Below are 20,015 nucleotides of genomic sequence, written 5' to 3' on the forward strand. Positions count from 1 at the left end.
GTCCCGACCGCCGGAGCCGCCGGGTCAGTCCCGGGCGCCGGGACCCGTGGCGGTGATGCCGAACGTGTGGCGGGTGGAGGCACCCGGGGCGAGCCTGATCAGATCGGTACCGCTGTTGAACGCGTCCGGCGGGCACGTCATGGGCTCCACGGCCAGGTGCGCGCGGTGGTCGGCACCTTCCAGCGAGTTCGAGCTGAACAGCTGCACCCATCCGAAGCTCCGGTCGCTCCACAGGCCGACACGGTGTTCGGGCCCCGCGAGCCACACCCACGCACGCCCTCGTCCGTCCCGTTCCAGGCCGGTGAAGGCGGTGTCGAGAACGGTGCCGCCCAGCTCCCGACCGGGCGGCCGCAGGTCGAGCGCTCCACCGTCGACCGGCACCGGGTCCCCGACCGGCAGCAGGCGGTCGTCGACCGGTTGGTGCCGGTCGGCCGGGACCGACAGATGCGCCTCACCCCGTGCGGCCAGGTCCCGCAGGGGCGCGCCGAGCGTCAGGTAGGGGTGGAAACCCAGACCGAAAGGCGCGGTGTCCCTGCCGGTGTTGGTGGCGTCCGTGGTGACGGTGAGCCCGCCCGCGTCCAGCCGGTAGCCGATCTCCATCCGCAGGGGGAACGGGTACCCGTCGCTGCCCGGAACATCCACCCCGAGCCGGACCTCGTGCTCGACCACCGCGAGCGGTTCCCACACCAGGTCGTGGACCAGCCCGTGCATCGCAGCCCCGGTCGCCGCTTCGGTGGCCGCCAACCGGTGCTCGACCCCGCCGAAGCGGTACCGGGCCTCGCGCACCCGATTGGGCCACGGAGCCAGGACCTGGCCCTGGAACGCGCTCGGACGAGCGCTGTAGGGCCACACCAGGTCCCGGCCGGCCCACGTCAGAGACCGCAGGGCCGCACCGGTGGTGTCGACCGTGGCGTAGTGATCGCCGCTTCGGAGCTCGAGGACCTCGGACACGTGGCTGCCTTCCCGGATCGGTTGGTCCGGCGTCTTGCCGAACCGGGTGATCATAGCCCGAACCGGCCTGTGCCGTGGAAAGAGAGCCCGTCACGGACGTCTTACGCGCGGCATGGTTCCCGGGACGCGGACCTCAACCGAGCAGTGCGTCCAACGGAATGAGCACACCCGACCCGAGCGCCACCAGGCCCGACGACAACAACACGAGCACCATGAGTACCGATCCCACGGCCGCCATCCGGAACGCCGCCAACCGGCGCCGGGCCTTGGCCGTGTACTTCCCGGCCACCCGCACCATCCAGAACAGCGCCAGCGACAGCACCACCGGCAGCCACCAGGCCGTACCGGTCCCTGCGGGCAGCAGCCCGGTGACCGCTCCTGTGATCTGCGAGAGCCAGGTGAGCAGCGCGCTGTTGCTCAGATCCAACAACCCCGTGTACGCATCCAGGACCGGGGCGCTCTCGGGGAAGAAACCGCCCTCCGGCCGCAACGCCCGGCCCAGGCCGTCCACCAGCCCCAGCAACGCGGCAGGGGTCGCGAAACGGCGGCACCTGCCGGCCGACTGCGCCCGTTCGATCTGGTGCATGGTGCGCTCGACCTGCCGGTCGGACTTCCGCCGGCGCCGCTCCTCCCGGGCCAACCTCCGGCGTTCCTTACCGGTCACGGGCTCCTGAGGACGGGCCGGGTCGGCAGCCGGACCGACGTTCCGCTCGGGAGCGGTGGAGGCCTCCGCGCGGCGCTGCTGCGCCTCCGCCAAGCTCGCCTTCGCCCCCGACCAACGCTCACGCACCGATCCCGCCAGCGCTGCCCACCGGTCCTGACGGCGGGCACGCCCGTCGGCGCGCTCGCGTTCCTGTACCTGTGCACCGACCCGGACGGCCTCGGGCAACAGCAACAGCGAGCCGACCACGGCCGCCCGCGTGGTGACGGTGTCCCCGGAATCCCGCAGGGCCAGGCGCCGCTGCTCCACCCACCACGGTGCGTGCGGCGCGGTGCTGCGCTGCGAAGGGTGCCAGGACTGGCGCCGCAGCAGCGACCGGTGCTGGGAGGCCGTCTCCGGGTCGAGCACCAGCTCCACCGCCCGTGCCCAGGCCGTGTCGATCTCGTGCTGCTCGGGGCGCCGCGGCGCGTCGGCGCTCCCGTCGGCGGCCGAGTCCACGGTCGCGTGCACCCTCCGCATGATGAGCGGGACCTGGTGCTGGACCCGTTCCAGCAGTGCACACCGCCCCGATCCACCGGAACGGCACTCCGGGTGCGGGCACCAGTGCTGCGCCCCCAGGCCCACCGCCCCGCTCTCGACCACCTCACGCACCACCGCGTGCCGGCTCGCATCGCCGGAGGCCAGGGCCAGCAGACCGTCGGCGCTGATCTCGTGGCCCCGGAACCGCGGCGGCATCCCGGGCACGTACCGCGCTGCCAGCGCGCTGATCGCCAGGTACGCACGTTCGGGGTGCTCGTCCAAGCCTGTCAGGTACGCACGGTCGAAGGTGTAGTCGTTGACCTCGCGGTCCAGCCACGTGCGCAGTTCCTGCCAGTGGGTCCGCAGCCACATCGCACCGGTCTCGGAACGGTCCAGCAGGTCGAAGGCCAGGCTCGGCGGGTCCTCGTGGTCGGTCCCGGCGAAGGAGAGGGGTCGTTGGCGCCGCACCGTGCGGATACTCGGCTCTTCCCCCGCCAGCCACGCGGCCACCTCCTCGTGTCCCCACCGCGCTGCCGGGGCCGGTGCGAGCAGACCGCGTGCAAGAAGACGCCACCGTTCGTCGGCGATCGCGGAGATGTCGACCTCGGTGTTGCGTGCGGTCAACCAGTTCCCGCCCCGCTCGGGGCGGCGCCCGGCCACGAGTTCGTGCACCATGATCCCCAGGGACCACCATGCGGCCGGGGCCTCCCGGCGCCCCTCGATCACCTCCGGCGCCGCGTAGTCCTCGGTGACGGCCACCCCGCCGTAGACACGGCTCATGGTGGCGCGCACGGCCCCGCCGAAGTCGGTCAGGGCCAGGACCGGCGGGTCCGCCGACCGTACGAGCAGGTTCTCGGGTTTGACGTCGGTGTGGTTGTGCTGCAGCTCGTGCTGCCAGTGGTGCAGGCACTCGGCGACGGCGGAGACCACCGCGCGGGCCTGTTCGTCGTCCAGGGGAGCCCGGTCGATGACCTCGCGCAGCGATCCCCGTTCGAAGTACTCCTGGGCCTCCCAGGCCAGGTCCTCACCCCAGGAACTGGCGGCACTGCCGTACCCCTGGACCGCCGGGGTGTGCGGGGACGAGGTCCCGCGGGCACGCAGACGGTCCAGCAACTCCCGGTTGATGTCGTGGCCGGGCCGGTAGACCTTGAGTGCGAGCCGGCGCCCGGGTTCGTCGACGGGTTCGGCCAGGTAGACGACGGCCTCGCCGCCGGCGCCGATCCGGTTGAGGATCTGGTACCGCTTGCGCAGGTCGGTGGGGACGGCGTAGTCGAGGTCGCCGGCGGGTCCCACGACCACACGCGAGACCAGGTGGGAGAGCCACGTCAGGAAGGGGCCCAGGAGTTTCTGCCACCACCGGCGCCCGCCACCGCCGCCCGTGGGCGAGGGACGCCGCGGGGGCGCCTGCGCGGTCCGGTCGGCCGCCCCGGTCCCGGGCAGGACACTGGTGCGGTCGGCCCCCGGGGCGAGAACGTCGGTGCGGTCGTCCCCGCCGTCCGGGGGCACGACCGTGGTGGCCTCCTCGTCACCGCCGCCCTCGGCGCCTGGGCGGAACACACGCGTGACCCAGCGTGTGGCCGCGTTACGGGTCGTGGGCGGAGTGGCCGGATCGATGTGCCGGGTCGGTGCGTTCTCGTCGGGGTCGGGCGTGCCCATGGAGGGTCGGTCCACCCTTCGGTTCGTGGTCGGGTCGGTCCGGGGGATGGAGGCAGTGGACCCACACTAGATCTTCCCGTTCCGCGCTCGGTCTCCACCGACGGTGTCCCCGGTCGTCGACGTGCGGGTGCGGGGCACTGCTTCTCCTGTACGCGGTTGGACTCCGCTCGAGGGCTCCCGGTTCCCGTGGCGTGGGCCATCGGGGTCGACGCAGCCACAGGGGCGGAGCCGGCCGGGAGCGGGAACCTGCGGACCGGGCCTGGGCCGGGGGAGGGGTCAGTGCTCCCCGCGCGGGACGAGGCCCAGCTCGCGGCAGGAGCGCCGGTACAGGGCGACGACCTCGGCGCGGATCTGGGGGCGCTCGGTCAGCGGCTCGGACCAGGGGATCCGCACCGTTCGCTCCTCGGAGCCGACGGCGACCGTGTACTCGCCGGCCTCGCCGTCCAGGCCGGTCATCCGGGCCGCGGTCGCGTCGGGCCGTCCGCCCAGAGCACGGCAGATGAGAAGCGTGTCCTCGGGGTGGTCGTCGTTCATGTGTTTGGTGACGGCCTCGACGACCTCGGGGGAGAAGGGGTTCGGAGACACGGTTCCTCCTGGTCAGCGGGACACAGAAAACGGGGGAGGGCGTCTGCCCTCCCCCGAGGACGATATCGGAGGTCGTGGCGCAGCGGGGGATGCCGCTACGAGCCGGATGGTGGCCGTGCCCCGGCCGGCCACGTTCTCATCGCCGTGTGCCGGGCCCTTCCCCGTGGGCCCCGGCGGGACCCCGGGTCCGGGGCGGGGCAGGGAGCGCCCCGGACCGGATCGTGGCCGCTCTCGGTCGGAGTCAGCCGTCCTGGCGGGTGAACTCGGCGTCGATCTGGATGGTGATGCGGTCGCCGACGACCACACCGCCGCTGTCCATCGGCGTCTCGATGTCCACACCGAACTCCTTGCGGCTGATCTGTGTGGTGGCGGCGAAACCGGCGCGGTCCAGCCCGTAGGGGTCGACCGTGGCGCCGTTGAACTCGAGCGCGAGCTCGATCGGGTGGGTGTTGCCCTTGATGGTCAGGTCACCCTTGAGGACGAAGTCCTCGCCCTTGGCCTCCAGGCCGGTGGAGCGGAAAGTGAACTGCGGGTACTCCTCGACGCTGAAGAAGTCGGCCGAGCGGATGTGCGTGTCGCGGTCACTGTTGTCGGTGTTGATCGAGCCGGAGTCGATGGTCGCCTCGATCGAGGACCGGGTCGGGTCCTCGGGCACGGTCAGGGTCGCGTCGAACTTCTCGAAACGGCCGCGGACCTTGCTGACCATCATGTGGCGGACCGAGAAACCGACGATCGAGTGGGTGGCGTCGATGTTCCAGGTGCCGGGTTTGAGTTCCTGCGCCATGGTCTGCTCCCTTGAAGTCTTCTTCGGGTCCATGTGCCGGACCCTGTTCGCTGTCCAGTAACAAGATACCCCAGAAGTATCTTCCTGGGAAGTTATCTTGAGTGGCACTCGTCACATGGGCGCGAGGGGCCACTGCCTCCGGCCCTCGTAGTGCGGCGGGGCGGCGGTCCGGTCCCCCGAATCCGGACCGTGTCCACGCCGTGCCGCCTTAGTATCGAAGCCATGGGAACAGGACGGCTCGACGCCGGTGAACAGCAGGTCTGGCGCGCGTTCCTGAGAACCAACGCGTGGATCTACGACGAACTCGAACACGACCTGCGGGACCGCAGCAACCTCAGCCTCGTCGAGTACGGGATCCTCGTGCACCTGTCGGAGGCACCCTCCCAGCGCATGCGGATGCGCCACCTCGCCGACAGCGTCATCGTGTCCAAGAGCCGCTTGTCCCACCAGATCGCCCGGCTCGAACGCGACGGCCACGTACGCCGCGAGCACTGTGACGACGACCGGCGCGGGTTCTGGGCCGTGCTCACCGAGGACGGGCACAAAATCTTGGCACGAGCCGCCCCCGGACACGCCGACCGCGTCCGGGACCTGCTCTTCGACCGTCTCACCCCCGAGCAGATCACACAGTTGAGCGGCATTCTCCACTCCCTCGGCGGCGACGACCCCACCAGCAACCTCTGGGACCGCTGACGGGGTGCAGACTTGCGGGTGGTGTCCGTCGGAGCGTCGAACCCCCTTTTCGTCCCCGGCGCCACAAGAAACCCCCGCACCCCGGCCCACCACAACGCCGCATCCTCCGACAGGTCCCGCAGCCCCAAGAAACCCCGGGGACGGCCCCGCAGAGCCACAAGATCTCCGCCACACCCGTCAACGATCTGAACCCCGGCAGGCCCCGCCCCGGGGCCGAACGCGCGGGAAGGGACGGCGGCAGGCGGTCCGGGCCCGCACTCGCGAGCACAGCTGCACGGGCCCGCCGCACACCCGGCCCTCCCCGACCGACGCGTCCGTCGGCGGTAGAGTCGGTCCCCGTGAGCAGACCATCCATTCTGGGCGCCCAGAACTTCCGCGACGACGACGGCAGTGCCGACCCCGAGGTCGAGGCGCGCCTGCGTGAACACGCCGAGGGCGGGGTCGGGGACCGCCAGGTCCTGATCGCGCTCGGTGCCTCCCGCGTACTCGTCCCCGTCGTCGCCGATGCCACCGAGACCGAACCGGGAGCGGGCGGGCTCACCAAGGACAAGAACTCCGAGGTCACCGTCCCCGTCATGACCGGCCGGGACGGGCGCCGCGGCCTGCTCGCCTTCACCTCCGTCGACGCCGTGCGGCGCTGGCGTCCCGACGCGCGCCCCGTGCCCTTCACCACCCAGGACGCCTGCCAGGCGGTCCTGGACGAGGACGCCGACGCCCTCGTCCTGGACGTCGCCGGGCCCGTGCCCTACACCGTGCAGGGGCGTTTCCTCACGGTGCTCGCCGAACACGGGGTCGTGCCCGAGCCCCAGGAGGATCCCCAGGTCCTCGCGCTCATCTACCGCGTCACACACACCGAGTTCGGTGTCGAACGGGTCCGGATCCACACCACGGAGAAGGCGGAGATCGGGATCCGCCTCGAACTCGACGAACGCGACGACACCGCACTGCAGAGCATGGCCGAACGCCTGCGCGACGAGCTCGGGCCCGTCCTGCCCGGCGGGATCGAGCTCAGCGCCGTGGTGCGGGCCCGCCGGGAGGACCCGCCCGCCGCGGGTTCCTGAGACCGCCCGGGCCTCCGGGCCGCCGCGGCGTCCCCACACGCGGCCAGGCAGAGGGGGACCGCCCCGCCCCGCGCCCGCTCACACACCCACCCTCCGGGCGTGCTGCCTCATGCCCGGCACACACGCGTGGAAGGACCGGTTCCCCCGCACCGGTGCGCCCGGCCGTCGTCCACAACCTCGGTGAGGTCCTGTTCGCCGAGCGCTCCACGGGGTAGCTTTCCGAACATGCTCATGCCCTCCGAGCTCGCCCTCGTCCCCGCCGCCGTGATGGCCCTGGCCGTCCTCGCGTCCGGTGTGCTCGGGGTCCTGCTCGGCCGTGTCTGCGGGCGCCTGGTCCCCCTCTTCGGTCCCGCCCGGCCCGTACCCCGTTCCGCCGTACCCGCCGACCTCGGCACGGACGCACTGCCCGGGCCTCCCACCCACGAGGACGAGGGGCCTCCCCCTCCCCGCTGCCCGCACTGCCTCAGCGACCTGCCCTTTCCCGAGTTCCTGTCCGCTCTCACCGGCCCGGGGGCGTGGTGGAGCGGCGCCTGCCCGCACTGCCGCGACACGGTCCCGGCCCACCCCGCCGTGCCTGCCGTCACCGGCGTGCTCTTCGCGGTCACCGCTGCGGTGGCCCTGCAGCAGCACTGGGCGCCCACCGACCTTCCGGCCGTGCTCTGGCTCGTCGCGTTCGGTGTGCCCCTGTCCGTTGTCGACCTGCGGGTCATGCGCCTGCCCGACCCCGTCGTGGGCACCGCCTACCCGGTTGCCGGGGCCCTGTTGGCCACCGCCGTGCTCTGGCCCTCCGAGGACGGGCTCCGGCGCGGGGCCGAGGCCCTGGTGAGCATGGTCCTGATCACGGTGCTGTACTGGCTGCTGTGGCGCGTGCAGCCCTCCGGCCTCGGGTTCGGCGACGTCAAACTCGCCGGGATCACCGGCCTCTACTCGGGATGGGCGGCGGGAGCCGTCGGTGCCCTGGCGGCCGCCTTCTGGGCCTTCGCGGTCTTTTCGCTCGTCGGGACGGTCCTGCTCGCCCTGCGCCGTCTCACCCGAAGACAGCCCTTCCCCCTGGGGCCGTTCATGCTCGGCAGTACCCTGCTCACCGTCCTGGCCGGTGCACCTCTGCTGCCCTGACCCGGGGTCGCGTTCCACAGCGGGCCCGAATCCGTGGGATGATCATCGACATGTTGCGTTGGCTGACCGCGGGCGAGTCCCACGGGCCGGCACTCGTCGCGATTCTGGAGGGCCTCCCGGCCGGTGTGTCCGTCACCTCTGACGACATCGCCGCCGCGCTGCTCCGTCGCCGCGCCGGGTACGGCCGAGGTGCCCGGATGAAGTTCGAGAAAGACCAGGTCTCCGTCATCGGAGGCATCCGGCACGGCCGCACCCAGGGCGGTCCGGTCGCGATCGAGGTGGGAAACACCGAGTGGCCCAAGTGGGAGAAGGTGATGTCTCCCGACCCCGTTCCCGAGGAGGAGCTGGAGGGTCTGGCGCGCAACGCGCCCCTGACCCGGCCCCGCCCCGGGCACGCCGACCTGGTCGGCATGCAGAAGTACGGGCACGAGGAGTCCCGGCCGATCCTGGAGCGCGCCAGCGCACGTGAGACCGCCGCCCGTGTGGCGGTGGGCGAGGTCGCCCGCCACTTCCTCGAGCAGACCATGGGTGTGCAGCTGCTCAGCCATGTCGTGTCCATGGGCCCGGTCGCGGTGCCCGAGGACGCGGCCGAGCCCCGCCCGGAGGACCTCGAGGCGGTCGACGCCGACCCCGTGCGCTGCTTCGACGCCGACACCAGTGCCCGCATGGTCGAGGAGATCGACGACACCAAGAAGGCCGGGGACACCCTCGGCGGGGTCGTCGAGGTGCTCGTCTACGGTCTGCCGCCCGGCCTGGGCAGTCATGTGCACTGGGACCGCCGCCTCGACTCGCGCCTGGCCGGTGCGCTCATGGGCATCCAGGCCATCAAGGGCGTCGAGGTCGGCGACGGTTTCCGTACCGCCGCACGCCGCGGGTCCCGGGCCCACGACGAGATCGAGCCCGGTCCCGACGGGGTGCGCCGCCGTACCAACCGCGCCGGTGGTGTCGAGGGCGGTATGTCCACCGGGGCCCCGCTGCGTGTGCGTGCGGCGATGAAACCCATCGCGACCGTGCCCCGCGCGCTCGACACCGTCGACACCTCGACAGGTGAACCCACCCAGGCCCACCACCAGCGCAGCGACGTCACCGCGGTGCCCGCCTCCGGCGTGGTCGCGGAGGCGATGGTGGCGCTGGTCCTGGCCGAGGCCGCCGTCGAGAAGTTCGGCGGAGACTCCGTCGACGAGACCGGACGCAACGTCCGTGCGTACCTGGACTCGCTCGAGATCCGTTGACGCAGCGGGCCGGGCCCGCTCAGCCGTCCGGGCCCGGCGTGGCCGAGTACGTCCTCGGCACGGTCGGCCGTCGGACCCGACGCTCCCCGGACGTGCGCCGGGAAAGGCCGCCGACCGGCCGGAACCCCCTTCCACGGGGGCCTAGACTGAACCGTGCGGACGTGCCCCCGGGCCGTGTCCGCTTCCGACGGCTGACCCCGGCCGCTCCCGCGGGACCGGCCCCGACCCCATTCAGTGAGGCAGAAGCGTGGCAAGAGCGATCGCGGTGCTCATCGGTTCCCCGGGCTCGGGCAAGTCCACCGTCGGCGAGGCCCTGGCCCGCCGGCTCGACACGGACCTGCTGTGCACCGACACCGAGATCGAGAAGCGTGCCGGCAAACCGGTCGGCGACATCTTCGTCGAGGACGGCGAGGACCACTTCCGTGTCCTGGAACGCGAGATCGTGGCCGAGGGCCTGCGTTCCTGGGAAGGTGTGATCGCCGTCGGCGGCGGTGCGGTCCTGGACGAGCGCACCCGTGCCGACCTGGACGCACACCACGTCGTCTACCTGCAGGTGCAGTTCGGCGAAGCCGCCAAGCGTGTGGGCATGGACGCGGCCCGGCCGCTGCTCTCGGGGAACCCGCGCACCAAGCTCCGCCAACTGCTCAACGAACGCCTGCCGATCTACGAGGGTCTGGCCTCGGTCACTGTGGAGACCACCGGCTACCACCCCGAGGAGATCGTCGACGAGATCCTGCCGACCCTCGACAACTCCGGAAAGGCCGAGAAGTGACCGTGACCCGTATCGGGGTCGGTGGGCCCGCCGAACGTTACGACGTCGTGGTCGGCACGGGGGTCCTCTCCGAGCTCCCCGGCCTGGTGGGCAACGCCGAGAAGGTCTGCCTCATCCACCCCGAAACGCTGGGCGAGCTCGCCGACCGAGTCGCCGGCACTCTGCGGGAGACGGGGCACAACGTCTTTCCGATGCCCGTCCCCGACGGGGAGGCCGCCAAGACCGCCGACGTGGCCGCGGGCCTGTGGTCGCGCCTGGGCCGGAACAACTTCACCCGCAGCGACGTGATCGTGGGCCTGGGCGGGGGAGCCGCCACCGACCTCGCCGGGTTCATCGCGGCTTCCTGGCTGCGCGGGGTACGCGCGGTCCTGGTCCCCACCACCATGCTCGGCATGGTCGACGCCGCGGTCGGGGGCAAGACCGGCATCAACACGCCCGAGGGCAAGAACCTCGTGGGTGCCTTCCACCCTCCCGCCGGTGTGCTCTGCGACCTCGAGACCCTGCGCACCCTGCCCCGGGCCGACTACATCGGCGGTCTCGCCGAGGTGCTCAAGGCCGGGTTCATCGCCGACCCCGCCATCTGCGGCCTCGTCGAGGCCGACCCCGAAGGCGCCACCTCACCCGACGGGCCCCACACCCGGGAACTCATCGAGCGTGCGATCCGGGTCAAGGCCGACGTGGTCTCCGGCGACCTGCGCGAGAGCGGCCGACGGGAGATCCTCAACTACGGGCACACGCTCGGCCATGCGATCGAGCGTGCGGAACAGTACACCTTCCGGCACGGGTACGCGGTGTCCGTGGGTATGGTCTTCGTCGCCGAGCTGGCCCGTCTGGACGGGCGCATCGGTGAGGACCTCGTGCGGCGCCACCGCATGCTGTTGTCCTCGGTGGGGTTGCCCGTCTCCTACGACCGCGCCGCATGGCCCGACCTCTTGGCGGCCATGAGTGTGGACAAGAAGACCCGCGGCGACACCTTGCGTTTCGTGGTCCTGGACGGGCTCGCCGAGCCGGTGATCCTCAGCGGTCCCTCACCCGAGCAGCTCGGGGAGGCCTATCGCGCGGTCACGGCCGGAGCCTGACCCCTCGGAGACCACGGGACCTTCCGGCAACCACCGTGCCGTGCGACGGACGGCGTCCGAGTTCCCATCAGCCACTAGACTGGCCCCGGGCGAGCTGCGCGGGAAACAAGTCCGTGCCTCGCCCCGCCGACCGACCGGGCGCCAGCCCGGTCTCCCATGTGTCCACACCCCTTGGAGAGACGACCGAAGTGGCCTCGACGAACGACATCAAGAACGGTACGACCCTGAAGCTCGAACACGGCGTTCTGTGGAACGTCCTGGAGTTCCAGCACGTCAAGCCGGGTAAGGGCGGCGCGTTCGTCCGCACCAAGCTGAAGAACGTGACGACCGGCAAGATCGTCGACAAGACCTTCAACGCCGGCGCGAAGGTCGAGTTCGCAAATGTCGACCGCAGCGAGATGGAGTACCTCTACAACGACGGAGAGTCCTTCGTCTTCATGGACACCTCCACCTACGACCAGATCCCGGTCCCGGAGACGGTCGTCGGCGACTACAAGAACTTCCTCCTGGAGAACACCAAGGTCACCGTCGCCACCTACGAGGACAACCCGCTCTACATCGAGCTCCCCCCGGCGGTCGAGCTCGAGATCACCGAGACCGACCCGGGCGTGCAGGGCGACCGCTCCACCGGCGGCACCAAGCCCGCCACGGTGCAGACCGGCGCCACCATCCAGGTCCCGCTGTTCATCACCACCGGCGAGTCCGTGAAGGTCGACACCCGCACGGGCGACTACCTCGGGCGAGTCAACTGATGAGCGGAGCACGACGCAAGGCCCGGCGGCGCGCGGTCGAGGTTCTCTACGAGTCCGAGGTGCGGGCGATCTCGGTCGACGACGTCATCGCACGCCGCCGGGCCCAGCCCGAGCCGCCCATCAACGAGTTCACCGAGAGGTTGGCCCGGGCCATCGACGAGCGGCGCGGGCGTATCGACGAGCTGCTCGACGCCTACGCCATCGGTTGGACCTTGGAGCGCATGCCGGTCGTGGACCGCAACATCCTGCGGATGGGCGCCTACGAGCTTCTGTGGGACGACAGCATCCCGGACGGGGTGGCGATCGCCGAGGCGGTCGGTGTGGCCAAGGAACTCTCCACCGATGACTCGCCCAGCTTCATCAGCGGGCTCCTGTCACGGCTCATGGAGAACAAGTCGACGCTCGCGCTCTGAGCCCCGCCGGGATCGGGCGGGAACGAGCACAACTAGTGGGGGGACCCAGGTGACGGACAAGGCCGGCACGACCGCGGGCGGAACGACCGGCCCGGCCCGGGCGGCCAACGCGGCCCGGACCGCGGTGGTGTGGGAGGCTCTGCAGGAGCTGTTGTCCCATTTGGGCGACGGCCCTCTGGAGATCGTCGACGCCGGCGGCGGTACCGGCGGCGCTGCCGTTCCCCTCGCCGAACTCGGCCACCGGGTCACGGTCGTCGAACCCAGCCCCGACTCCCTGGCCGCGTTGGAGCGCCGTGCCGCCGAGAGCGGCGTGGTCGTCCGCGGTGTACAGGGGGAGACCCGCGACCTGGGCACGCTCTTCGACAAGAGCAGCGCGGACCTGGTGCTGGTGCACAACGTCCTGGAGTACGTGGACGATCCCGCGGCGGCGCTGCAGGACGTCGTCGGTATCACCCGCTCGGGCGGCGCCGTCAGTGTCCTGGCCACGAACGCGGTCGCGGGAGCACTGCACCGGGTCCTGGCCGGCCAGGTCGCCGAGGCCCAGCACCTGCTCGAGGACCCCGACGGCCGTTGGGGGGACAACGACCCGATGCCGCGCCGCTTCACCCGTGGCCGGCTCCAGCAGCTGCTCACCGACTCCGGGTTGGCCCCCACGAGCGTGCGCGGCGTGCGGGTGTTCGCCGATGTCCTGCCCGGGCAGGCCTGGGAAGGCGATGCCCAGACCGGACAGAACCTGGTCGACCTGGAGCGTGCGGTGGCCCAGCACCCCGAGATGGTGGGCATCGCCACCCAGCTGCACGTCGTCGCCACCCGTGACTGAGCCGTGCAGGGCCGGGGCCGTGACGAGGGCGGAGTACGTGCGGTCCCGCCCCCGGGTGGGCTCCCATCGCCGACGGACGTAATCTGAAACCATGAGCCGACGTCAACTCGAGCGCGGTGCCGCGATGCGGGGCAGGGTCTCCGCCGAGGGCATCGTGCCGCTGGGCGCGGACTTCCCCCCGGACGGATCAGGTCCGGACGCCGACTGCCACATCCTGCACATCGACATGGACGCGTTCTTCGCGAGCGTCGAACGCCTCCACAACCCCGAGGCCCGGGAGCGTCCCGTCATCGTCGGCGGGACCGGCCCGCGCGGGGTGGTCTCCTCCGCCGATTATCTGGCCCGGCGGTGCGGTGTGCACTCGGCGATGCCGATGGTGCGTGCGATGCGCCTGTGCCCGGAGGCCCTGGTCTTCCCACCCGACGGCCCTGCCTACCGGGAGGCCTCCGAGGCGGTCATGGACATCCTCAGGTCCGTCACGCCGCTGGTGCAGCCGCTGTCGTCGGACGAGGCCTTCCTGGACGTCTCCGGGGCCCGGCGGAGGTTGGGCGGTCCCGTACGTATCGCCGCGATGATCCGGGAACGGGTGCGCAAGGAACAGCGCCTGACCTGTTCGGTGGGTGTGGCCGCGACACCCTTCACCGCCAAGCTCGGTTCCACCCACTGCAAACCCGACGGCCTGCTGCTGGTGCCCACCGAACACGTGCACGGCTTCCTCGACCCGTTGCCCGTGGGCGCTCTGCCCGGGGTGGGGGACAAGACCGAGAAGGCCCTCACCCGGCTCGGGCTGCGCACCGTCGGCGACGTGGCACGCGTCGAGACCGACCTGCTGTGTCTGGAACTGGGGAACAAGGCCGGTACCCGCTTGGCCGAGCTCGCCCGCGGGGTGGACCGGAACTCGGTGACACCCGAGAGCCCGGACAAGAGCGTGGGGGCCGAGGAGACCTTCGACCGCGACGTGTCCGACGTGGAGGAGATCCACCGCGAATTCCTGCGGCTCTCGGAGAAGGTGGCCAGGCGCATGCGGGCGGCGGGCCTCGTGGGGCGCACGGTGAGCGTGAAACTGCGCCGTGCGGACTTCAGCACCATCAACCGTTCCCGCACTCTGCAGGAGAGCACCGATGTGGCCCGGGAGATCAACGCCGTGGCCAGGGAACTCTATGACATGTCGGGAATGGAACGGACCCGGTTGCGTTTGATCGGAGTGAGGGTCGAAGGGGTGGAGGCCGCCGAACGGTCCTACCGCCAGTTGGCCCTCGGGGAGGAGGAGACGGGCTGGCGGGACGTCGAGCGGGTGATGGACCGAGTGGCGGATCGGTTCGGGCCGGGGGCGATCCAGTCGGCCGTGTTGGCCAAGCGTGATGAAAAAGACGTATGATACGGCAACTTCCGGGCCTTCCCGAACGTTCCCATGGTGGGACCGGTAAGGCGGGTAGAAGAGAGGCATGGAAGCCGGTGTTTGCGAGACAGGGCGCGGGTACCGTGATCGTGGTGGGTCCGGTACACACGCAGCTTTTCTTTCCACCATGCGCTAGCACATCGTATTCTGGGCATATCACCGAACAAGAGACTGTTCATCAGTACCCGTCCCCCGACGCGGGGACTGTCGTAGGGAGGCGCCGTGCCGCTCTCTGAACACGAGCAGCGCATGCTCGACCAGATCGAGCGGGCGCTGTATGCCGAGGATCCGAAGTTCGCGAACTCAGTTCGGCACACGAACCCCGCGGTCCACTACAAGCGCCGGATCGTCAAGGCCGGGTTCGGTTTCGTCATCGGGGTCGTCCTGTTGCTGACCGGTCTGCTCCTGGGAGAGATCGCCCTTCAGGTCGGTGTCAGCGTTCTGGGGTTCGTCCTCATGCTGGCGTCCTTCCTCTACGGGGCCAGCGCCTGGCGCAAGGCCGCCGGCGGAGGCGGCGAGGCCGCCATGGTGGCTGAGGAGACCGAGAGCAAACAGAAACGCAAGGGCGGCGGAGGCGGCCGTCCCGGGATGATGAACCGTTTCGAGGAGCGGTGGCGTCGTCGTCAGGAGGGTGAGGAGTAGCTCTCCTACACGGTACCGGCACGGCCCCGGACACGGCTTCGTCCGTATGCCCGCAGCGCTTCTGGTGCCCCGTTCACCTCCGGGAACCCCTGGGTGACGGGGCACACTGCTGTCCGGATCCGGTGCCGGTACCTGCCCCGAACGCGCGCGGACCCGGTCCCGTACCCGGGACTCCGCTCGGGCCCCGCCCCGGTGTGAGCGGGGTTCAGGTGGCGGGGAGAGGAGCCGGACGCGGACGTTTCCAGGGCGCGAGGGAAAGCGGCAGGACCACGGCCCGCAGGCGCGCCGACCGGCTCGTCGAGGCCGCCAGGGCCGCACGCACCGTGCGCAGGTCCTGCCGCGGTCGTCCGTCCGTGGTCGGTTCGGGCGCGTAGCGCGCCGCCTCCTCGGCCAGTGCCAGACGCCACAGTGCCCGGCGCGCCTCGACCGGTAGCTCCATGCGTGCGGCCGTAGCGCGCGGGCTCTCCGAGAGCTCCCACGGCAGAGCCAGGTCCACACAGGTGTCGCGTACCTCGCGCCAGGCCGCGTGCGCGGCCGGGCCCGGGGCGCCGGCCAGGGCTGAGTGCCGGACGGAGCGCACCCACGCACGTACCAGGGCGGGCAGTGCCGCCAGCAGCAACACCGCAAGAGCACCGCCGGCGTAGGCCGACCACGGCAGGGCCGCCGGGCTGCCCGGGGCCCCCGTCGCACCGCCACCCGCCTCGGAGCCGAGGTCCTCGTCGCCCTCGGGCGGGGTGCTCTCCCCGCCGGGCTCCTGCGGCTCCTCGGGGACCTCGGGTTCTTCCGGGGACGAGGGCGACTCGGAGGGCGAGGGGGAGGGCGAATCGGAACTTCCGTCCCGGTCCTCACCGTCCGAGGGGGCGGCGTGCTCGGGCACGGAGGCCGAACCCTGACCGCCCCCGGAGGAGGGTGTGGGCTCGAACCGCACCCATCCCGAACCCTCGAAGTACAGCTCCGGCCATGCATGGGCGTCACCGGAGGTGACGACCCACCGGTCCCCGTTGGCACGCTCGCCCTGGGTGTAGCCGACCGCCACCCGGGCGGGGATGTCCGCCTGGCGCGCCATGAGCGCCATGGCCCCGGCGAACTGCTCGCAGTACCCGATCCGGTCCTCGAACAGGAAGTGGGTCACCGGGTTGCTCCCCGCGGGCACCTCCGGGGGCCGCAGATCGTAGGAGAAGTCGGCGAAATGGTTCTGGATCGCCACCGCCCGCTCGTAGGCGGAGTCCGCGTCCTCGGTGAGTGAGTCGGTCAGCTCCTGCACCGACGGATCCAGGTCCTGGGGCAGACCGAGGTGTTCGGCCGACAGCGAGGTCGGGCTCCCGGCATTCTCCAGGTCCTCGGAGCCGGGCGTGCGCCGGCTGCTCTCCACCGTGAAGCTGAGGCCCGTGGGCGGGGTCCCGGTGGTGAAGACCGTGTGACTGTCCTCGTCCACGTGCCACTGCCCGCTCACGTCCACCGACCGTGCCCAGTACGGCAACGGCAGGAACTCCTGGCGCGGGGTGGAGGAACTCAACGAGACCTGTGTGGTCGTGGTCCCGCCCGGTACCTCGGTGCTCCACCCGGTGGGCAGGGGGAGGTTCTCGCCGGCCACGTTCTCGTCACTGGCGTCGACCGGGTCCATGGTCCAGTTCTCGCCGTCGAACCGGTCCAGGACGTAGGTACGCAGGTAATCGGGGTCCTCGGCGTCGGTCTGGTAGGTCAGCACGGTGCCGGCGGAGTCGGAGCCCAGCTCCCGCCGCATCGACACCAGCGGATGGGTCGTGTGCACCACGTTCTCCCCGAACCCCGGATGGTTGCCGTCGGCCAGATCGTAGAGGGCGTCCGTGCGCAGCGAGGGCACGGCCAACGGCAACGTCACCGCCATGAGTACCGCCACCGCACCGGCCGACGCAGCGGTACCCGCCCGGCGCACCCCGGCAAGGACACGGCTCCCCGGGGAGGGGGAGGGAACAGGTGCGCCCCACTCGCGGCGGCGCACCCACGACTCCACCGCCAGCAACGCCACGTAACCGGCCGCGCACCACAGGCCCTGCCACAGGGCCAGGCCGTCGGGGTCCACGACCAGCGGCACGGCCATGAGGATCAGCAGGAGCCCGCCGACCATCCCCGCGCACCGGGCGGTGGCCGCGAGGAAGTCGGCCACGATCAGGAAGACGGCGAAGACCAGGGCGACGATGAAGGTGAGGCCGGTGTTCGCGGTCACCGGAACGGTGCTCTCGTTGATGTCCGCCACGCCACGCTCGAAGACCTGCACCAGGCGGTCCAGCGACGCTTCCGTGGGGAACACCCCCATCGGCGCGGTGTGTGCGGCGAACAAGGGTGTGAGCAGAAGTACGACGGCCAGTACCTGCAGCAACGGCACCGGTGCGGGGTTCCGGCCCGTCAGCCGGTACAGCGCGGAGGCCCCCGTGGCCGTCACCATCAGCACGAGGGCGGGCACCCACCAGGAACTGCCGGTCACCAACGGCGCCAACAGCGGCATGGCCGATACCAGGCACACCAGTGTGGCCAGGGGCAACAGTGCTCTCACAGCGGGCCCTCCGGGAAGACACGCGGCGCTGCTGCGGGCAGGGGTGCCTCGCCGGTCGAGCGCCACAGGTGGGGGAGTCGGTCGGGGTGGGGCAGCCGCAGCACCTGCCATCCACCCGAGGCCAGCACACGCTCCGCCTCGTGTACGGCCTCCTCTGAGGGCCAGGCCGCACCGGTGCACAGGACCGCCACGCGCCGCGCCCCGCCTCCGACACGGGCGAGGGCGCCGGCCTCGTCGGGGCCGACAGCACCCAGCACGACGGTGATCAGGCCGGGGGAGGGGCCGCGCCCGGCGGACAGCGCCGAGATGCCCGCGTGCAGGCCGGTGCTACCGGAGACCCCGGTGAGGGCGAGACCGTCGAGCACGCCCGGGAGCCCGGACACGGGCAGGTGGCCGTCGGCGCCGTACAGATTCAGGTCGTGGCCGTCCTCGAGCGAACGTACCGCCACCGAAGCCGCCGCGGTCACCGCGGTCTCCAGGGACGAGTCCGCCTGCTCGCCCCGGTGCGCGCAGGCCCGGGTGTCCAAGAACAGGGCCTGGTGTTCGCGCTGCTGCTGTTCGTCGCGGCGCACCATGAGTTCGCCGTGTTTGGCGGTCGAGGGCCAGTGCACCCGCCGCATCTCGTCGCCGTACCGGTACTCGCGCGGGACCGGGTCCTGTTCACCGGCGCCGTTCGCCGTCCGCCTCGGTGTGTGCTCCCCCTGCGGACCGCCCCGCACACCCAGTGGGGGCAGAGCCAGCGTGCGCGGGGTGACCAGCAAGGACACGGGCGTGTCGGCCTCGCGTGTGACACGCACGCACCCCAGCGGGTCGCCGATGACCACCCGCAGCGGCCCGACGGGGTAGCGCCCACGCACCTGGGGGCGCACCAGGTAATTCACCTCGCGCACAGAACGCGCACCGAGATGTCCCACGTCGAAACGGGGCTCCTCACCCAGCAGGACCGGGACCGTGTCGGCCAACGCCACCGAGGGCACCGGCCACAGGGGGGAGGAGTTTCCGACCCGTACCACGACCCGCGCGGCCTGGCCGACGTGCAGACGGTGCGGGTGGACCAGACGGCTGTGCCCCACGCGTGCCTGCGCCCCCAGGAGCGTCAGTGCGGACAACGGCGGCACGCAGACCAGGAACACACCTACGGCCACGAGCTCGAACTGTTCGACGACCAGCCCCGCCACGAGGAAGGCCGAACCGAAGACCAGCATGCAGACGCCTCGCGCGGTGAGGGTTCGTCGCGGGAGCATGGGCCCTCTCTCGGGATCTGGTCGGGAGTGCCGGAGCCGGCGCCGGTGGTTACTGGGGGCCGGGGACCGGCAGACGCGCCACGATGCGGGACACGATCTGCTCAGGGGTCAGGCGTTCCATCCGGGCCTCGGGTCCGGGCAGCAGGCGGTGGGCCAGGACCGGAACGGCCAGGGCCTGCACGTCGTCGGGCACCACGTAGTGGCGGCCGTCGAGGGCGGCGTGGGCACGTGCGGCGCGCACCAGGTGCAGAGTAGCGCGCGGCGAGGCGCCCAGGTCCAGTTCGGGGGCGGTACGAGTGGCGTTGACCAGGTCCACGACGTAGCGGCGCATCCCGGGGGCCACGTGCACCTCGCACACCCGATCGGCGATGTCGCGGAGCTGGGCGGCGTCGGCCACCGGGGTCAGTGCCTCCAGCGGCGAACCGGCACTGTGGGAGTCGATCATGTCGAGCTCGTCCTGCGGCGCCGGGTACCCGACCGAGACGCGGGCCATGAAACGGTCCCGCTGCGCCTCGGGCAGGGCGTAGGTGCCTTCCATGTCACCGGGGTTCTGCGTGGCCACGACCATGAAGGGCCGCTCCAGCGGGCGGGTCTGCCCGTCCGCGCTGACCTGCCGTTCCTCCATGCATTCCAGGAGAGCCGACTGGGTCTTGGGTGAGGCGCGGTTGATCTCGTCGCCGAGCACGATGTTGGCGAAGACCGGTCCCGGATTGAACTCGAACTCGTGGCGGTCCTGGTGGTAGACGCTCACCCCGGTGATGTCACTGGGAAGCAGGTCGGGGGTGAACTGCACGCGCTGTACCGAGCAGTCCACGGCGCGGCCCAGTGCTTTGGCGAGCATCGTCTTGCCCACGCCCGGCACGTCCTCGATGAGGAGGTGTCCTTCGGCCAACAGCACGGTCAGGGTGAGGCGTAGGACATCGGGTTTGCCTTCGATGACCGTTCCGATGGCTCCACGAATGCGTTCGGCCACGGCGACGACTTCGCCGACCTGACCGCGGACGCCACCCCCTTGGCCGTCGTTCTGTGTGCCGAGTGACACAAGACCCCTCCCGCTCCCTGTGGCTCCGCGTAGCGGGTAACCGGTGCTTTCGAACCGAGGC

The 20,015-nt window shown here is 71.3% G+C and carries 18 protein-coding genes; 11 read left to right on the forward strand and 7 right to left on the reverse strand.

Annotated features, from left to right (window positions below):
- Nucleotides 1-24: 24 nt before the first annotated feature.
- From D456_RS0106835 to D456_RS0106850, 4 genes are all read right to left on the reverse strand, one after another.
- On the reverse strand, nucleotides 25-1,005 hold the full coding sequence (locus D456_RS0106835; RefSeq protein WP_017575422.1) for an aldose 1-epimerase family protein: 981 nt from the start codon (nucleotides 1,003-1,005) through the stop codon (nucleotides 25-27).
- Nucleotides 1,006-1,084: 79 nt separating this feature from the next.
- Nucleotides 1,085-3,787: a protein kinase domain-containing protein gene (locus D456_RS0106840; protein WP_026115640.1), complete on the reverse strand. Its 2,703-nt coding sequence runs from the start codon at nucleotides 3,785-3,787 to the stop codon at nucleotides 1,085-1,087.
- A 276-nt stretch (nucleotides 3,788-4,063) separates the two neighbouring features.
- Entirely contained in the window at nucleotides 4,064-4,372 is a 309-nt protein-coding gene (locus D456_RS0106845) for a DUF2470 domain-containing protein (protein WP_017575424.1), read from the reverse strand.
- 241 nt (nucleotides 4,373-4,613) lie between these two features.
- Complete coding sequence (locus D456_RS0106850) at nucleotides 4,614-5,156, reverse strand: YceI family protein (RefSeq protein WP_017575425.1); 543 nt, start codon at nucleotides 5,154-5,156, stop codon at nucleotides 4,614-4,616.
- Nucleotides 5,157-5,378: 222 nt separating this feature from the next.
- Here D456_RS0106850 and D456_RS0106855 point away from each other — a divergent pair, with 222 nt between their 5' ends.
- The 11 genes from D456_RS0106855 (at nucleotide 5,379) to D456_RS0106905 (ending at nucleotide 15,135) form a co-directional block, all read left to right on the forward strand.
- Nucleotides 5,379-5,849 carry a MarR family winged helix-turn-helix transcriptional regulator gene (locus D456_RS0106855; RefSeq protein WP_017575426.1) on the forward strand — a complete coding sequence of 157 codons (471 nt, stop codon included), beginning with the start codon at nucleotides 5,379-5,381 and terminating at the stop codon, nucleotides 5,847-5,849.
- A 338-nt stretch (nucleotides 5,850-6,187) separates the two neighbouring features.
- Nucleotides 6,188-6,910, forward strand: coding sequence for an SseB family protein (locus D456_RS0106860; protein WP_017575427.1), 723 nt, complete (start codon nucleotides 6,188-6,190; stop codon nucleotides 6,908-6,910).
- 225 nt (nucleotides 6,911-7,135) lie between these two features.
- Complete coding sequence (locus D456_RS0106865; protein ID WP_026115641.1) at nucleotides 7,136-8,026, forward strand: prepilin peptidase; 891 nt, start codon at nucleotides 7,136-7,138, stop codon at nucleotides 8,024-8,026.
- 50 nt (nucleotides 8,027-8,076) lie between these two features.
- The gene (gene aroC / locus D456_RS0106870) at nucleotides 8,077-9,258 is read left to right on the forward strand and encodes a chorismate synthase (RefSeq protein ID WP_026115642.1); all 1,182 of its coding nucleotides are present in this window, start codon (nucleotides 8,077-8,079) and stop codon (nucleotides 9,256-9,258) included.
- Nucleotides 9,259-9,523: 265 nt separating this feature from the next.
- Entirely contained in the window at nucleotides 9,524-10,030 is a 507-nt protein-coding gene (locus D456_RS0106875) for a shikimate kinase (RefSeq protein ID WP_017575430.1), read from the forward strand.
- The gene (aroB, locus tag D456_RS0106880; protein WP_017575431.1) at nucleotides 10,027-11,109 is read left to right on the forward strand and encodes a 3-dehydroquinate synthase; all 1,083 of its coding nucleotides are present in this window, start codon (nucleotides 10,027-10,029) and stop codon (nucleotides 11,107-11,109) included. The genes D456_RS0106875 and aroB overlap by 4 nt, the downstream gene beginning before the upstream one ends.
- Before the next feature lie 188 nt (nucleotides 11,110-11,297).
- Entirely contained in the window at nucleotides 11,298-11,861 is a 564-nt protein-coding gene (efp, locus tag D456_RS0106885; protein WP_017575432.1) for an elongation factor P, read from the forward strand.
- The gene (nusB, locus tag D456_RS0106890) at nucleotides 11,861-12,274 is read left to right on the forward strand and encodes a transcription antitermination factor NusB (protein WP_017575433.1); all 414 of its coding nucleotides are present in this window, start codon (nucleotides 11,861-11,863) and stop codon (nucleotides 12,272-12,274) included. The genes efp and nusB overlap by 1 nt, the downstream gene beginning before the upstream one ends.
- A gap of 49 nt (nucleotides 12,275-12,323) precedes the next feature.
- Nucleotides 12,324-13,094: a methyltransferase domain-containing protein gene (locus tag D456_RS0106895; RefSeq protein ID WP_017575434.1), complete on the forward strand. Its 771-nt coding sequence runs from the start codon at nucleotides 12,324-12,326 to the stop codon at nucleotides 13,092-13,094.
- 124 nt (nucleotides 13,095-13,218) lie between these two features.
- Nucleotides 13,219-14,472 carry a DNA polymerase IV gene (dinB, locus tag D456_RS0106900; RefSeq protein ID WP_017575435.1) on the forward strand — a complete coding sequence of 418 codons (1,254 nt, stop codon included), beginning with the start codon at nucleotides 13,219-13,221 and terminating at the stop codon, nucleotides 14,470-14,472.
- 243 nt (nucleotides 14,473-14,715) lie between these two features.
- Nucleotides 14,716-15,135 carry a DUF3040 domain-containing protein gene (locus D456_RS0106905; RefSeq protein WP_040698856.1) on the forward strand — a complete coding sequence of 140 codons (420 nt, stop codon included), beginning with the start codon at nucleotides 14,716-14,718 and terminating at the stop codon, nucleotides 15,133-15,135.
- Nucleotides 15,136-15,340: 205 nt separating this feature from the next.
- Here D456_RS0106905 and D456_RS0106910 read toward each other — a convergent pair whose 3' ends face one another.
- The 3 genes from D456_RS0106910 to D456_RS0106920 all read right to left on the reverse strand — a co-directional run bounded on the left by D456_RS0106910 (nucleotide 15,341) and on the right by D456_RS0106920 (nucleotide 19,954).
- Nucleotides 15,341-17,656, reverse strand: a complete 2,316-nt coding sequence (locus D456_RS0106910) for a transglutaminase family protein (protein ID WP_026115643.1) — start codon at nucleotides 17,654-17,656, stop codon at nucleotides 15,341-15,343.
- Between the two features lie 8 nt (nucleotides 17,657-17,664).
- The gene (locus tag D456_RS0106915) at nucleotides 17,665-18,873 is read right to left on the reverse strand and encodes a DUF58 domain-containing protein (RefSeq protein ID WP_017575438.1); all 1,209 of its coding nucleotides are present in this window, start codon (nucleotides 18,871-18,873) and stop codon (nucleotides 17,665-17,667) included.
- 88 nt (nucleotides 18,874-18,961) lie between these two features.
- The gene (locus D456_RS0106920; protein WP_017575439.1) at nucleotides 18,962-19,954 is read right to left on the reverse strand and encodes an AAA family ATPase; all 993 of its coding nucleotides are present in this window, start codon (nucleotides 19,952-19,954) and stop codon (nucleotides 18,962-18,964) included.
- Nucleotides 19,955-20,015: the final 61 nt, after the last annotated feature.

It is taken from the genome of Nocardiopsis kunsanensis DSM 44524, from assembly GCF_000340965.1.
In the GTDB taxonomy this organism is placed as follows: Bacteria; Actinomycetota; Actinomycetes; order Streptosporangiales; family Streptosporangiaceae; genus Nocardiopsis; species Nocardiopsis kunsanensis.